Raw genomic sequence first — 13196 nt, 5'->3', positions numbered from 1 at the left:
GGAGAACATGTCGCTTCGCGCGCGCTCCATGGCCGCCCAGCGCTCCTGGTCCGTTCGGATCGGACAGTGGGTCGGCTTGGGATTGCTCCTCAGCGGCAGCCTGGCCCTGGGGGTGGCCCTGGGCCCCGTTCCGGTTCCCCTGGGGGAGCTGGGTCGGATCCTGCTGGGGAAAGCCCGGGATCCAACCTTGACCGCCATCGTATGGGAGGTACGGCTCCCCCGGGTGCTGCTCCTCGCCCTGACCGGCGCGGCGCTGGCCGGGGCCGGCGCCGCCTATCAGGGGTTGTTCCGTAACCCCCTAGCGGACCCCTATCTCATCGGGGTGGCGGCGGGAGCCAACCTGGGAGCGCTGATCGCCGTCGCCATGAACCTCTCGGCCACCGCCTTCGGGCTGCTGACGCTTCCCGTAGCCGCCTTTCTGGGAGGCCTGCTCACCGTGGGGCTGGTGATCCGCCTCGCCCGGATCGGAGGGATAGTGCCGCTGACGGCGCTGCTGCTGGCCGGGGTCGCCGTGGGAGCCATTCTCAACGCCCTCAGCTTGGGGCTGTTGATGCTTATGGTCGGCCGGGTCGCCCCTCATCGGGCGTGGATCTGGATGCTGGGCGGCTACGCCCTAGGGGGCTGGCCGGCCCTCCGCGGGGCTCTCCCCTATGTGGTCACCGGCCTGGGCCTCCTGCTCCTCCTGGGACGCCCGCTGGATGTTCTCCAGTTTGGGGAGGAGCAGGCCCAGCAACTCGGGCTGCCGGTCGAGCGGGTGAAGCGGCTGGCCATTGGGGCCGCCACCCTCGCCACCGCCGGCGCTGTGGCCTTCACGGGGATCATTGGATTTGTCGGCCTGATCGCTCCGCACCTGGCCCGCATGATCGTGGGGCCCCGCTACCCGCGAGTGCTCCCCGCCTCGATGCTGTTGGGAGCTTCCCTGCTCACGCTATCCGATCTCCTCTCCCGCACGCTCCTCCCCCCCCAGGAAATCCCGCTGACGATCCTCACCGCCTTTCTGGGGGGACCCTTCTTTCTTTACCTGCTGGGTCATACCCGGCGAGGCGCCTTCTTCTGACCCCTCTGGAGCGCGAGGAAGAAACCCAGCCTATGCCCCCCAGAGCGGGCATGGTGATGCCCCACCTGCCCACACGGTGGTAGAATTTTTATGAGGCAAGGGGGAAGCTCTGCCGTCCACTGAGTTCAGATGCGGCCGGATGGACGGCGGAACGGGCGAGGAAGGCCCTTTGAGGCCGAAGGAACACTCCTGGTCGGGAGGGAACAGGGCAATGCGCTGGATAGAGCCGGAATGGATCACCGTCGTGGAAGGGCCGACCCCTCAGTTTCAGCCAGCCCGGGAGATCTGGGCATTTTCGATCTATGAAGGGCCGACCACCCAGCCGGTGGCGGTCTGTCAGATGCGCACCTTCAACGGCGAGAAGATGCTGGAGCGCTGCCGCCGCGCGTGGGAGGAGGGCCGGCCGGTGCAGCTCGATTTCCCCGCGCCCTCCGGAGAACGCCACTGGGCGGATGTGATCGCCGCGCGGGTGGAGCGCTGGCCGGAGGGCGATGTGCTGGTCCTCTGGGTGCGCCGTCCCCGGCCAATGGAGCACCCGGAGAACGCTTGAAGGACGCCTTCATTCTCACACGGAGGGAATGTGCCCGGTGATCCAGGCCCTGGAATCCTTTATCGAGGCCCACACCCGTCAGGTGGAGCCGCTGATCATCGCCCAGTCGGAGGCTTACTGGCGCTTCACCACAACAGGGCGAAAAGAGGACGAGGAGGAATACGCGCGGCTGACCGCCGCCCTCCGCAAGGTCTACGCCGATCGCCAAGCTTTCGCGCGGTTGCGCCAGCTGATGGAAGCCGTCGGCCTCCTGAAAGATGGCGCCTTCACCCCCAATCCGGAAGTTCCCCCCCTCCTCGCCCGCCAAGCCCGCCTCCTCTATGACGACTTCCGTGGCCTCCAGATCGACCTTTCGCTGATCGATGCGATCACCGACCTCGAGAAAGCGGTGGAAGGTGTATTCAATGCGTTCCGGGCAACCCTGCGCGGCCGGCCGGTCACCGATAACCAGATCCGCCAGATCCTGCGGACTTCCACCGATCCTGTGTTGCGGCGGGAGGCCTGGGAAGCCAGCAAACAGATCGGCGCCCAGGTGGCCGAACGGCTGCTCCGCCTGGTCGATCTGCGCAACGAAGGGGCCCGTCAGGTCGGCTTCGATAACTTCTACACGATGAGCCTGACCCTGGCGGAACAGGACGAGGGAGAACTGTTCCGGCTCCTCGATCAGCTGGATCAACTCACGCGCCCCTTGTTCGCCGCCTATAAAGCCGAGCTCGACGCAGAGCTGGCCCATCGCTTCGGAGTCGATCCGCGAGAGCTGCGGCCCTGGCATTACAGCGATCCCTTCTTCCAGGAGCCCCCAGAAGTCGGCGATGGCGTGGCCCGCTTCTTCGAGGGGCGCGATCCCGTCGCCCTTTCCCGGGCCTTTTACAGCGCCATTGGGCTGGAGATCGAAGATATCCTGGCCCGGAGCGATCTCTACGAGCGGGAAGGGAAACAGCAGCACGCCTACTGCGTCCATATCGACCGGAAAGGGGACGTGCGGATCCTGGCCAACCTCCAGCCCGACGCCTACTGGGCGGAGACGATGCTCCACGAGCTCGGGCACGCGGTCTACGATAAATACATCGACCGGGATCTCCCCTTCCTGCTGCGCACGCCGGCCCATATCCTCTCTACGGAGGCCATCGCCGTGCTGATGGGGCGTCTGATCCATCACCCCGCCTGGTTGCGGCACTATCTGCACCTCGATGAAGAAACCCTTCAGGGGACGCTCCCCCAGGCCCTCCGGCGCAACCGGGCCAAGCTGCTGATCTTCACCCGCTGGGCACTGGTGATGGCCCACTTCGAACGCGCCCTGTATCAGAACCCCCACCAGGACCTCAACCGCTTGTGGTGGGATCTGGTGGAGGAATTCCAGATGGTCCGCCGCCCAGAGGGGCGGGATGCGCCCGATTGGGCGGCGAAGATCCACTTCAGCGTCGCACCGGTTTATTATCATAACTACCTGCTGGGGGAATTGGCGGCCTCCCAGCTGCTGATGACCTTGCGGGCCCGGATTGGGGAGGATGAGGCCTGGATCGCCTCCCCAGAGACCGGGCGGTTTCTGATCCAGCGATATTTCCGACCCGGGCGATCGGTGGACTGGAACACCCTCATGGTCTTCGCGACCGGATACCCCCTCTCGCCGGAGCCGTTCGCACGGGATCTTCAGGCGTAGGAATGGTTGGAGGCGCTCGAAGCGACAACCGGTGAGGAGCATAATGGCTTCCGGGATCCCATGGCTTCCGGTGTTCACAGGCATCGGCATCGCAGGGGTCCTTCTGGCGCTGACCCTGTCCTTCCTGGCATGGCGGGAAGCGCGCTTCGCCCCCTATCTCATCCTGCGCCGCAGCGCCATCCGCCGCGCCCGTCAGTGGTTCTGGATCGCCCTTGGACTGGCTCTGGGCACCGGCATCCTGAACAGCTTCGCCCGCACCGGATTCCCACTGCCATTGGAGATCCCCCCGCCCGGATGGTTGTCCCCTCCCCTGACGGCCACTCCTTCCCCGATCCCTTCCCCCACCGCCACTCCCCTTATCGAGATCTCGCCAACTCCCGCTGCGATGCCGCGCTGGACGCCTTCCCCGACGCCCCAGCCATCGCCATCCCCCTCGCCAACGGCGCTCCCTTATCCACCCACCCTTCTGACGCCGATCCCCCAGGCGGTGCCCGCGCCGCCCAGCGCCCGGTTCTTCGACCTCGCCCTCACCGATGCCTGCGATGAGCGCGGGCGGCCGATCCAGATCCCTACGCCGCCGCCGACCACCTTCCCCGCCGGAACGGAGCGGATCTGCGGGCGGTTCCGGGTGGAAAACATGCCGGTAGGGGCCGCTTGGACAGTGGCATGGTATCGGGAGGGGGAACTGGAAGATAGCAGCACGCTGCTCTGGGATGGCCATCCAAACCAGCCCGGTTACGTCTACAACACCCGGCCCGCCGGCTTCCCGCCCGGGCGATGGGAGATCCGTCTTTATATCGAGGACCGCCTGCAGATCCGCTTAGCGTTCGAGGTGCGATGAAAGATCCTGCGATCCCACCGCGCAGCATGAATCGTCCGTAGGGATCGCCGCGGCAGCCTCTTCCGCCTCCGCTCGAAGGACCGGCGGGAGATCCACTATCATGGCCAGCCCCTTGCGCAGGACAGCCTGCACATGGTCCCCACAACAGCGCCCCGAGGGATTCCGGATATGGCACTCCGTCCCCGTCCGGGCCTTCGTGTAAGCTTGGATGTCCTTGATGGAATCGCAGCAGCGCTTGACCACGATCTCATAGAGGATGGTCTGCTCATCCACGCCCTTACAATAGCAGACGGGGATAGGAGCCTCCAGGCGCTTGATCCCCACCGGAACCTGGAGATCCTCCAGGGCGAAGTAGAAGCCCTCCCCGTTGTGGAAGTAAACGATGGGGCATGTGGGGGTCTCACAGAAATGAAAGCCCGCATCCCGGATCTTGTCGAAGTGCCAACCCCGGATCATCCGCTCCAGGGTCCAGCGCCGGATCCGGAAGGGGAACCGCCCGCCGCAGACCGGACACATGGTCTCCGCCTGCGCGGGATCTCGAGCCGCCAAGGCTGCATAGGTTGGGTCCACCGGCAACAGCCGTCCGGAAACCGTGGTGAGATACGCCATCGGGGCCTCCGCATTGTAAGGCTTGAGACATGTCCTTAACCGATGGGCCGGAAGCTCCGGATCGGGGGGTTCGGCCATCGCATCCTCCTATCCCGCACAGCAGCTCAGCCGGGCCACATCCCGCGGGAAAGATCGGGCCGCCAGCCGCAAGCCTTCCGCTTCCCCGGAGGACCCGTGGGGGACATGGGCGGAAAGCACCCCCCCGGCACGGATCGCGGCGCCCGCTCCCCGTGCCGGGCGCCATCATCACAGGTCATCCCCTGCACCTCCAGCTTCAGACGAACCGGCATATGAACCCCTCGCTTTTATCCCTCTCCCGGGGATGGGGATTATGGCCAGGCCGTAACTATGATAATCCGATGGGGTGGGAATGTCTAATTGGGGGATGGATCTTCGTTGGCCGGCTGCGCGGCGTGTTACCATGAAGGCATCCAGACGGGCAAAGCGTGCCCTCCCATGGATCCCCGATGGCGAATCGTGATCCAGCGCGTCGGCGGCTGGTTGATTCCGCTGGGAGTCTGGTTCCTGTGGCTCCACCAGGCCTGGCCCGCCCACGGGTTCTTCCGGAGCGCACCGGCGGGAGAAGACACCCTGGAGGTGATGTGGGCCCTCGCCTGGTATCGGCGAGCGCTCTTCGAGCAGCACATGTCCCCGCTCTTCCACCCACTGGCCTTTGCCCCGCAGGGTTGGCATGTGGCCAAGCTGCACCACGGCCCCTTCCTGATCGGCCTGATGCTCCCCTGGGCGTTGCTCGGCGGGGATGCCTTCGCGGTCCACCTGTTTGGATGGCTGGCCTACTCCCTGGCCTTCCTCGGCGCTTTCCGCCTGGCCCACCGGTTCGCCCGGGACCGCTGGCTAGCCACGGCGGCCGGGATCGCTTACGCCATGTTCCACGGAAGCCACGCGGCCATGCGGATCTACGGGGATCACCTGCCGGTCGCGTGGGGGGCAGGTGGCCTGGCCCTGATGGCCTGGGCCCTGGAGCGCGCCCGGGAGGGCGGATGGAAGCCTCGCCTCCTGAGGCGGGCGGGGCTCCTCTGGGGGCTGGGGATCGCCGGCAATCCTTACCTCGTGCTCCTGGGCGGGGTGCTGGCCTTGATTTACGCTTGGAAAGCATGGCGACATGGATATCTCCAGCGCTTCCTGGTTTATGGGCTCGGGACCGCGGTGATCATCGGCGGCCCATGGCTGGGCCTCTGGGTCCATGCCATTCAGCAGGATCAGATGCTGGGTCAGACCCTGGAAACCGCGCGGGGCAACGGATATCCGTGGGCGGACATCCTGGTCTGGAACCCGTATCATCTGTGGGGGCCCGAACCCTCACCCCGGCCCGATCGTCCGATCCTCACCCTGGGCCTTCTGCCGGCGGGGAGCAGCCTGATCGGCCTGGGGTGGAGTCGGCTCGCCCGCCGGCGGCTGCAGAGCCATGGGCTGCTGCGGGCAGCGGCTATGGGGGCGCTGCTGGCCGCCGGGATCGTCCTCCGGGCCGACGCGCCGCTCTCGATCCCGGCGATCCCTGGGGCGCGAGGCGTCTATGAGGCGATCTGGCGGATCGGCCATGTCCGGAAGCCGGAGCTCTTCCGGGAGCCTGCCCTGCCCGAGGACTGGGCCCATCAGGCCCTCACCCCCTCGCTGCTGCTATGGGCCGTGGTGCCGTTCTACGAGGCCGCGGGGACGGTGTGGCGGTTCATCGCCCTCACCGCCCTGGGGATGTTCACGGGCGGCGCGGAGGCCTGGTCACGGATCGCCTCCCGAGGGCTCCGGCGAGGGCTGGCGGCCCTCTGGCTCCTGGAGGCCCTGATGCGGCCGATCCCTACCCTCCCGTGGCCCTATGCGCCCCATCCCGCCTTCGAGTGGCTGCGACAGAATCCGGAGCCCGGGGCGGTGATCGACGCCTTCGCCGATTACACGCCGGGGCTCCATCTCTCCCGGGTGGCCGTTATGGCCACAGAATATCACCGGCGTCCAACGATGTCGGGCTTTCCCCCGTTCCATCCCCGCTGGATCGAAGCGCTGCAGCGGGGGCGGGGGTTGCTGTTCCAACACCGACCGGACTGGCTAGGCCGACACGGCTTCCGCTTCCTGGTGGTTCATCATCCTCCACCGGACTGGCGGAAGTGGGGCTGGCCCTTCCCGCTCATCAGATGCTTCGATCCGCCGCCGGTCCCATCGCCCTGGGACTATCCGATCTGCATTTTCCGCATCCCGGATCGTGGGGAGCCGGAGATCACCAACCTCCTGTTGCTCGACGGATGGTCGGGACCGGAGGCATGGGGGCTCTGGGCCGAGGGGACGGAAGCGCGGGCGCTGTATCTAACGGAGCGAGGAGGAGGGCCAGCCACGCTGGAGGTGGTGGCGTTCCCGCTGTGCCAGGCAGGAGCCGTCCAGCGGATCGAAGCGTTCTTCGATGGGCGAGGGTTGGGGGAGGAGCTGTTCCTCGATTGCGGCGAGCGACGGATCCGCTGGGAGATCCCAGCGGAGACGATCCGGCGGGGCGTGCACGAGGTGCGGTTCCGATTCGCCTACGCGGCGCCCCCATCTACGGGAGATACGCGCGCTCTGTCGGTGGGCTTCCGCCGGATCTGGGTTGTTCGGTGATCCCCGGAAAATGTATCTCAGCCTCACCAAAGGCCACCTTCCTAAGACTACCGGGATCGTGCCGGCCCGGCTGGCACGGGAATGCCCTCCGGATCAGGGTGGAAGACACGACGGGCACGCCCTTCCAGGGCCTCCAGGACGTCACCCATGGTATCTGCCAAGGCGATCGGGCGGCCAAGCGCGCGAGCAATATCCAGGGGCGTGCGATCATCCAGGGAGACCCCTGCTGGATGATCGAACATGATACGGGGCAGGATCACCAGATCCCCGATCGGCCGGGCGGCGAGCTGGGCGATGACGTCCTCCGCCATCAGCAGGCCCGCCACGGTGATCGTTTCCCCTAACCGCGTGTTCACAATCGGGATCACTTCCAGAGCCGCCCCGGTGCGGGCGCTGAAATCCCTGGCGGCCCGGGCCAGAACCGGCGCAAACAGGGTGCCGGTCGCCAGGGTCGCCCGACGTCCGGCAAGACCCTCGATCTTCCGCCGGCGCAGGATCCGTTTCACCCGCCGGTAGTCCTCCAGGAAATCCCGCACCATCCCCAGGCCGTTCTCCTGAAGCCGGAGCCCATCGTAAGCCGCCTTCGAGGGAACCGGCCGCCCGGTGAGGAGATACCATTCGTCGGTGGCGTAGACGAAGCGAACCCTTAGGTGGCGGCGGAAGATCCGCTGCCAGGCATGCACCGCGCGCAGCACCCGACGGGCTTCCTCCACCGTATGGGGGCGCACACCGTAACGCTGGAAGCGGGTCACCCCCACAGGGACCACGCTAACAGAGCGCACCTGAGGCCAGAGGGTCGCCAAATCGAACACGCTGCGCTCCAGATGCTCCCCATCATTCAGGCCCGGCGTGACCACGATCTGGGTGTGCATTTCGATGCCGTGATCCGCCAGCCAGCGTAGCTGGGCCATAATGTCGGGGGCGCGGGGATTCCGTAACACCCGCCGCCGGACCTCTGGATCCGTGGCATGGACGGAGATGTAAAGGGGGGATAAGCGCTGCTCCACGATGCGCTGCCAGTCGCGGGCCGTGAGATTGGTGAGAGTGACGAAGTGCCCATACAGGAAGGAGTAGCGATAATCATCGTCCTTGATGTAAAGGGTGCGGCGCATGCCCTTCGGCGTCTGGAGCACGAAACAGAAGGTGCAGAGGTTGTTGCACCGTCGGATGTCGATGTCAAAGGTCGGATGCGCGAAGGTTAGCCCCAGAGGCTCTCCCTCCGCCCGGGGCCCACTGAGGACATGTCGCCTCCCATCCCGCAGGATCTCGACGGCGACGAAATCCTCAGCGGCATAGAAGTGAACATCGATCACATCTTCCACGGGGCGCCCGTTGACACGCAGCAAAAGATCCCCCGCTTGGATCCCGACGCGAGCGCCCCAGCTGTCAGGGTCCACGTGAACGATGCGGCCGGCCAGCTCCTGCACCCGCGGCCGGTCCGGAATGCAGAACTCCGGTGGGACAAAGAGGGCAGAAGACATTCAGCTGCCGTTCCTCGTCATGTCGATTCAATCCGCATCACCGCCGAGGGCGCGAGATAGGCGAAATCGAAGCGGACGGGATCCCCTGGCTCCCGGCCCGGGATGGGCATCAGTCGAGCGGTCAGGGGCTTACCCAAACGAACGCTGAGCGCACGCAGGTCTTCCAACACTCGCGCCAACTTCTCCTCCGGAACGGATCCAGGTAAGGGAAGGGTATCCAGTCCGGTCCCGCATACCGCGGAATAAAGCAGCAGATCCTCCAGCCGGAAACGCTGCTCCGCCGCCCGCCGGGCCAGGATCACATCCTCGAGAACCGGTAGCATGATTCCACAGAAACCGATCCGTGGGAAATCCGCCCCCTGCAGCGCTGCCGCCAACCCGGCCACAGCGGTCAGGGTTCCACTTTCGCCGAAAGGAACCCCGCTGAGGAGCTCGATAGCAGCCCCGATGCTGCGCTCCGGCTCCGGAAAAGGGGCCAGGGAGAAATCGATCCCCGCGAAGCGGGCGGAGAAAGCGGAGGCAACGGAGCGGAGGAGATGGGCCAGATAGCGGCCGCTCGCTTCCACCTGAGCCTGCAGCATGGCCTGGGCCGCCCCCGGATCCCGGGCGGCGCGGGCGGTTTCCACGGCCAGATCCGCCGCCTCGGTCGCCAGGGCAATGGCCAACGGCCCGCCGTCGTGATAAGCCGCCGGGAAGAACGGACACAGGGGAGGGACGCCCGCCAGCGCGGCGAACCGGAGGTTGGCGAACCCATCGGGAGCTACCGCGGCGTTCTCGCGAATGATCCGCGCCGCCACCCATACGGCATCGCGATCCGCCAGCCGGATGGCGGCGAAGGTCCGCTCCGTCTCGGCGAACAGTCGAGGGATCTCCGACGCCAGCGATCCCAGGGGGCCCAGGCTCAGGTAATCGAACCCGGCCTCCCGCGCCATCGCCTCCCACTCCCGGGCCTGGCGGAGGAAATCCGCCGCTTTCATGGAATCCTCCAGGGGCGGCAACGCCAGGCGCATCGTCTGGACTTCGTAACCGGCGCGGGTGAGGGCCTCGCGCGCAGCCTGCGCCAGGGCTCCCGCCCGCGCCAGCTCCTGCGGGTCCCACGCAACGAAAACCGTCACAGCGCGGATGCGCATGGATCCCTCGCTCCCAGGTGAGGTGCCCGCCACGCTTCATTTTGCGCTTCCTTCCCATCTCCTTCAAACTTCAAACCGGATAGGGCCTGCACGGCGGGTCTCCAATCAGGGCCGGAGGCGAAGGGTTTCCATGACCCAGGTTGTTCCCGTGGATCCCCAGCATCCCGATCCAGAGGTCATCGCCCGGGCGGCGGAGATCCTGCGGCGGGGGGGGCTGGTGGCTTTTCCCACCGAGACCGTCTACGGGCTGGGCGCAAACGGCCTGGACCCGATCGCCCTGGCGCGTCTGTTTGAGGCAAAAGGACGGCCCGCCACGGACCCGGTGATCCTGCACATCGCCGATCTGGAGGCATTGCCCCTGCTGGCGCGGGAAATCCCCCCGGCGGCATGGACCCTGGCCCGGCGCTTCTGGCCGGGCCCCCTGACGATGGTCCTGCCGAAGCGACCCACGGTTCCCGATCTCGCCACCGCGGGGCTGCCGACCGTGGCGATCCGGATGCCAGCCCATCCGGTCGCCCTGGCCCTGATCCGCGCCGCGGAAGTGCCCATTGCCGCGCCCAGCGCCAACCGGTTCGGCCACACCAGCCCGACCACCGCCCAGCATGTGCTTGAGGATCTGGAAGGGCGGATCCACATGATCCTGGATGCCGGGCCTGCTCCCATCGGGGTGGAATCCACGGTCGTCGATCTCACCCGACCCGTTCCCACCATCCTGCGGCCGGGAGGGCTTCCCCGAGAGGACCTGGAGGAAACCCTCGGGCCGGTGGCGGTGTTCGATCGCTCAGTGGCCGGCCCGGCGCCGGCCCCCGGGATGCTTCCTAAACATTATGCGCCCCGGGCGGAGATGGTAGTTCTGATCGGGCCGGGGAACTGGATCCGCCTGCGCCTCCGGGAGCTGGCCACCCGGTATCTTCAAGAGGGCTATCGGGTGGGTTTGCTGATCGCGGAGGAGGATGGGCCAGCAGTGGCGGACCTGCCCGTGGAGATCGCGGTGCTGGGATCGGAGCGGGATCTGGCAGGGATCGCCCGGCGGCTGTATCCCGCCATACGGGATTTGGATGCCCGGGGGCTAGATCTGATCCTCGCGCGGGATTTCGGAACCCAGGGACTGGGCCTGGCCATCCGGGATCGGCTGGTCCGGGCCGCCGGTGGCCGGGTGATGCGCGCGGAAGATTCGCAAGATTCGCCGTAAGGCACGTCGCGGCCGGCTTTCCCAGGAGCTTTGGGGCCAGACCCGTCCGTGGCCCTCAACCTCCACGGGAGGAGGCCAGCGGCGTAGTCCCTTCAGATAGAACAGACACCGGGATGTGGCATATCGGCTGCTGTGGATTCCCGAAAGCGCGGTCCATTTACTTCCAGACCTTTCCAGTGGTGGAGGTCCAGCAGACCTTTTACGACCCCCCGCAGCCGAAGACCCTCCGACGCTGGCGAGAGGAAGCAGGCCGCGCTTTCATCTTCACGATGAAGGCCTGGCAGCTCATCACCCACCCGGCCAGCAGCCCCACCTATCGTCGGCTCCGACGTCCCCTGGCTCCGCAAGAGCGCCCGATGGCCGGCTGGTTCCAGGCGACCCCGGTGGTGAAGCGGGGATGGGCCGCCACGGTCGAGGCCGCAAAGGCCCTAATGGCGACGGTGGTGGTGCTCCAGTGCCCGCCCTCCTTCACGCCCACCCCGGAACATCTCCGAAATCTCGAAGCGTTTCTGGAGGGCATGGGAGAGGTTCCCTTTCGGATCGCCTGGGAACCCCGGGGGGATTGGCCGGACCCGGTGATCCAGCGGATCTGCGAGCGCTACGGATTGATCCACGCCGTGGATCCCTTCGCCCGTCCTCCTGTCACCCACGAGATCGCCTATTTTCGCCTCCACGGGCGGACCGGATATGCCTACCGTTACACGGATGCCGATCTGGAGGAGCTCTGGAACCGATGTCAGGGATTCCACGAGGTCTTCGTGCTGTTCAATAACGTGTCCATGTGGGAGGATGCGCTACGGTTCCGACAGCTGGTGGAAAGGTTAAAATAGAAGAGGAACGGCTGGATCTCCTTGGGGACTTCCGGGGCCATCCCGCCTCCCGGATCCGGTCAAAGAATTTCGTGGATGGGGCGAGATCGCGCCCTGCTTTCCCCGTGGCCTGCTGGGTCGCAGGGAGAATACCGCTTGGGAGGTGCTCATGCTGAGCGAGTGGGATCTGCGGGAGTTGGCCGCGCTGGAAAGCCCTCAGGCCCCCATCCTCAGCCTTTATCTTGATGTGGATCCCCGCCGTCAAACCAAGGATCATTACCGGTTGAATCTGCGCCATCTGTTGGAGCGTGTGGAAGATCAGGTCCCCCGGGCGGATCGCGAGGCCGTCCAGCGTTTCGTGGAGCTGGAATATGATGGATCCGGGCGGGGACTGGCCATCTTCTCCTCCCATAGCCTGGGGCTTTGGCGGGTGTTCTCATTGGCCGTGCCCACCCCGAACCTCGTCTTCGCTGGCCGGAAGCCTTATGTGTTCCCGTTGGCCAAGCTATGGGATGCCTACGGGCGCTTCCTGGTCGCGCTGGTTGATAAGACCCGTGTCCGCCTGCTGTTTTACCAGATGGGGGAGCTGCAGGAGACGCTGGAACTGCGCGGGGAGCCGATCAAGCGCCACAAACAGGGGGGATGGGGCGCTGAGAAACTTCAGCGTCACGAAGATGAAGTCGCCTACCGCAATCTGAAAGAGGCCGCCGAGCTGACGGTGAGCTTCTGCGAACGTCATCAACCTCGCTACCTGCTCCTCGGCGGCGCCGACCCCACCGTTGTCGAGTTCCAGGAGCTCCTCCCTCGCCCCTGGGGCGAGCGGATCGCGGGGACGATCCCCGGGGATCGCACCTCGGATGAGGGGGAGATTCTGGAGGCTGCCCTGCGGATCCTCCAGCAGGTCGAGCGCCGCCGGGAGTTCGCACAGGTGGACGCGGCGATCACGGCAGCAGCCAAAGGCGGCAACGGCGTGATCAATCTGGAGGATACCCTGCGGGCCGCAGCAGAAGGGCAGGTGCAAGTGCTGCTGGTGGCAGACGGCTTCCATGCTCCCGCCTACCGGTGCGCCGGCTGCGGGTTTCTGACCACCGCGCCTCGCACGGCCTGTCCGTTCTGCGGCGCGGCCTTCGAAACCTTGCCCGACGCCGTGGACTGGATGATCGCCACCGTGCTGGAGAACGGCGGCCAGGTGGAGATCATTGAAGGCCACCCCCGGCTCCAGGAATTGGGGACAGCCGCCCTGTTGCGGTATTGAGGGGAACGCCCGAC

At 66.3% G+C, this 13196-nt stretch carries 11 protein-coding genes; 8 read left to right on the top strand and 3 right to left on the bottom strand.

Annotated elements, in window-relative coordinates:
• Positions 1-7 precede the first annotated feature (7 nt).
• The 4 genes from ACFMO3_RS09400 (at position 8) to ACFMO3_RS09385 (ending at position 4108) form a co-directional block, all read left to right on the top strand.
• The gene (locus ACFMO3_RS09400; protein WP_376790155.1) at positions 8-1057 is read left to right on the top strand and encodes a FecCD family ABC transporter permease; all 1050 of its coding nucleotides are present in this window, start codon (positions 8-10) and stop codon (positions 1055-1057) included.
• A 211-nt stretch (positions 1058-1268) separates the two neighbouring features.
• Entirely contained in the window at positions 1269-1607 is a 339-nt protein-coding gene (locus tag ACFMO3_RS09395; protein ID WP_376790154.1) for a hypothetical protein, read from the top strand.
• Positions 1608-1635: 28 nt separating this feature from the next.
• Positions 1636-3267, top strand: coding sequence for a M2 family metallopeptidase (locus ACFMO3_RS09390; protein WP_376790153.1), 1632 nt, complete (start codon positions 1636-1638; stop codon positions 3265-3267).
• Between the two features lie 43 nt (positions 3268-3310).
• Positions 3311-4108 (top strand): hypothetical protein, encoded by a 798-nt coding sequence (locus ACFMO3_RS09385; protein WP_376790152.1) that lies wholly within the window; start codon positions 3311-3313, stop codon positions 4106-4108.
• Here the strand turns inward: ACFMO3_RS09385 and ACFMO3_RS09380 are convergent.
• Positions 4088-4795 (bottom strand): hypothetical protein, encoded by a 708-nt coding sequence (locus tag ACFMO3_RS09380; protein ID WP_376790151.1) that lies wholly within the window; start codon positions 4793-4795, stop codon positions 4088-4090. The two genes, ACFMO3_RS09385 and ACFMO3_RS09380, sit on opposite strands and share 21 nt — an antisense overlap.
• Before the next feature lie 318 nt (positions 4796-5113).
• Here ACFMO3_RS09380 and ACFMO3_RS09375 point away from each other — a divergent pair, with 318 nt between their 5' ends.
• Positions 5114-7315, top strand: a complete 2202-nt coding sequence (locus ACFMO3_RS09375) for a hypothetical protein (RefSeq protein WP_376790150.1) — start codon at positions 5114-5116, stop codon at positions 7313-7315.
• A gap of 47 nt (positions 7316-7362) precedes the next feature.
• Here the strand turns inward: ACFMO3_RS09375 and ACFMO3_RS09370 are convergent, their stop codons facing one another.
• Both ACFMO3_RS09370 and ACFMO3_RS09365 read right to left on the bottom strand, forming a co-directional pair.
• Complete coding sequence (locus ACFMO3_RS09370) at positions 7363-8796, bottom strand: DUF512 domain-containing protein (RefSeq protein WP_376790149.1); 1434 nt, start codon at positions 8794-8796, stop codon at positions 7363-7365.
• 17 nt (positions 8797-8813) lie between these two features.
• Positions 8814-9926, bottom strand: coding sequence for a DUF711 family protein (locus ACFMO3_RS09365; protein WP_376790148.1), 1113 nt, complete (start codon positions 9924-9926; stop codon positions 8814-8816).
• 130 nt (positions 9927-10056) lie between these two features.
• Between ACFMO3_RS09365 and ACFMO3_RS09360 the strand changes: the two genes are divergently transcribed.
• The 3 genes from ACFMO3_RS09360 (at position 10057) to ACFMO3_RS09350 (ending at position 13182) form a co-directional block, all read left to right on the top strand.
• A complete protein-coding gene (locus ACFMO3_RS09360; protein ID WP_376790147.1) occupies positions 10057-11118 on the top strand; it encodes an L-threonylcarbamoyladenylate synthase in 1062 nt (353 codons plus the stop codon).
• 113 nt (positions 11119-11231) lie between these two features.
• Positions 11232-11948 carry a DUF72 domain-containing protein gene (locus ACFMO3_RS09355; RefSeq protein WP_376790146.1) on the top strand — a complete coding sequence of 239 codons (717 nt, stop codon included), beginning with the start codon at positions 11232-11234 and terminating at the stop codon, positions 11946-11948.
• A gap of 148 nt (positions 11949-12096) precedes the next feature.
• Positions 12097-13182 carry a Vms1/Ankzf1 family peptidyl-tRNA hydrolase gene (locus ACFMO3_RS09350; RefSeq protein WP_376790145.1) on the top strand — a complete coding sequence of 362 codons (1086 nt, stop codon included), beginning with the start codon at positions 12097-12099 and terminating at the stop codon, positions 13180-13182.
• The last annotated feature ends 14 nt before the right edge of the window (positions 13183-13196 follow it).

The sequence above is a fragment of the Thermoflexus sp. genome (assembly GCF_042408815.1).
In the GTDB taxonomy this organism is placed as follows: Bacteria; Chloroflexota; Anaerolineae; order Thermoflexales; family Thermoflexaceae; genus Thermoflexus.
The sequence above is the reverse complement of the archived record's forward strand: the minus strand, read 5'-3'. Positions and strand labels throughout refer to the sequence as shown.

Excerpts from the sequence above, each read along its gene's own strand:
- ACFMO3_RS09360 (WP_376790147.1), top strand. The coding sequence starts at position 10,057 with ATGACCCAGGTTGTTCCCGTGGATCCCCAGCATCCCGATCCAGAGGTC.
- ACFMO3_RS09370 (WP_376790149.1), bottom strand. The coding sequence starts at position 8,796 with ATGTCTTCTGCCCTCTTTGTCCCACCGGAGTTCTGCATTCCGGACCGG.
- ACFMO3_RS09350 (WP_376790145.1), top strand. The coding sequence starts at position 12,097 with ATGCTGAGCGAGTGGGATCTGCGGGAGTTGGCCGCGCTGGAAAGCCCT.
- ACFMO3_RS09400 (WP_376790155.1), top strand. The coding sequence starts at position 8 with ATGTCGCTTCGCGCGCGCTCCATGGCCGCCCAGCGCTCCTGGTCCGTT.
- ACFMO3_RS09380 (WP_376790151.1), bottom strand. The coding sequence starts at position 4,795 with ATGGCCGAACCCCCCGATCCGGAGCTTCCGGCCCATCGGTTAAGGACA.
- ACFMO3_RS09390 (WP_376790153.1), top strand. The coding sequence starts at position 1,636 with ATGTGCCCGGTGATCCAGGCCCTGGAATCCTTTATCGAGGCCCACACC.
- ACFMO3_RS09355 (WP_376790146.1), top strand. The coding sequence starts at position 11,232 with ATGTGGCATATCGGCTGCTGTGGATTCCCGAAAGCGCGGTCCATTTAC.
- ACFMO3_RS09385 (WP_376790152.1), top strand. The coding sequence starts at position 3,311 with ATGGCTTCCGGGATCCCATGGCTTCCGGTGTTCACAGGCATCGGCATC.
- ACFMO3_RS09365 (WP_376790148.1), bottom strand. The coding sequence starts at position 9,926 with ATGCGCATCCGCGCTGTGACGGTTTTCGTTGCGTGGGACCCGCAGGAG.
- ACFMO3_RS09395 (WP_376790154.1), top strand. The coding sequence starts at position 1,269 with ATGCGCTGGATAGAGCCGGAATGGATCACCGTCGTGGAAGGGCCGACC.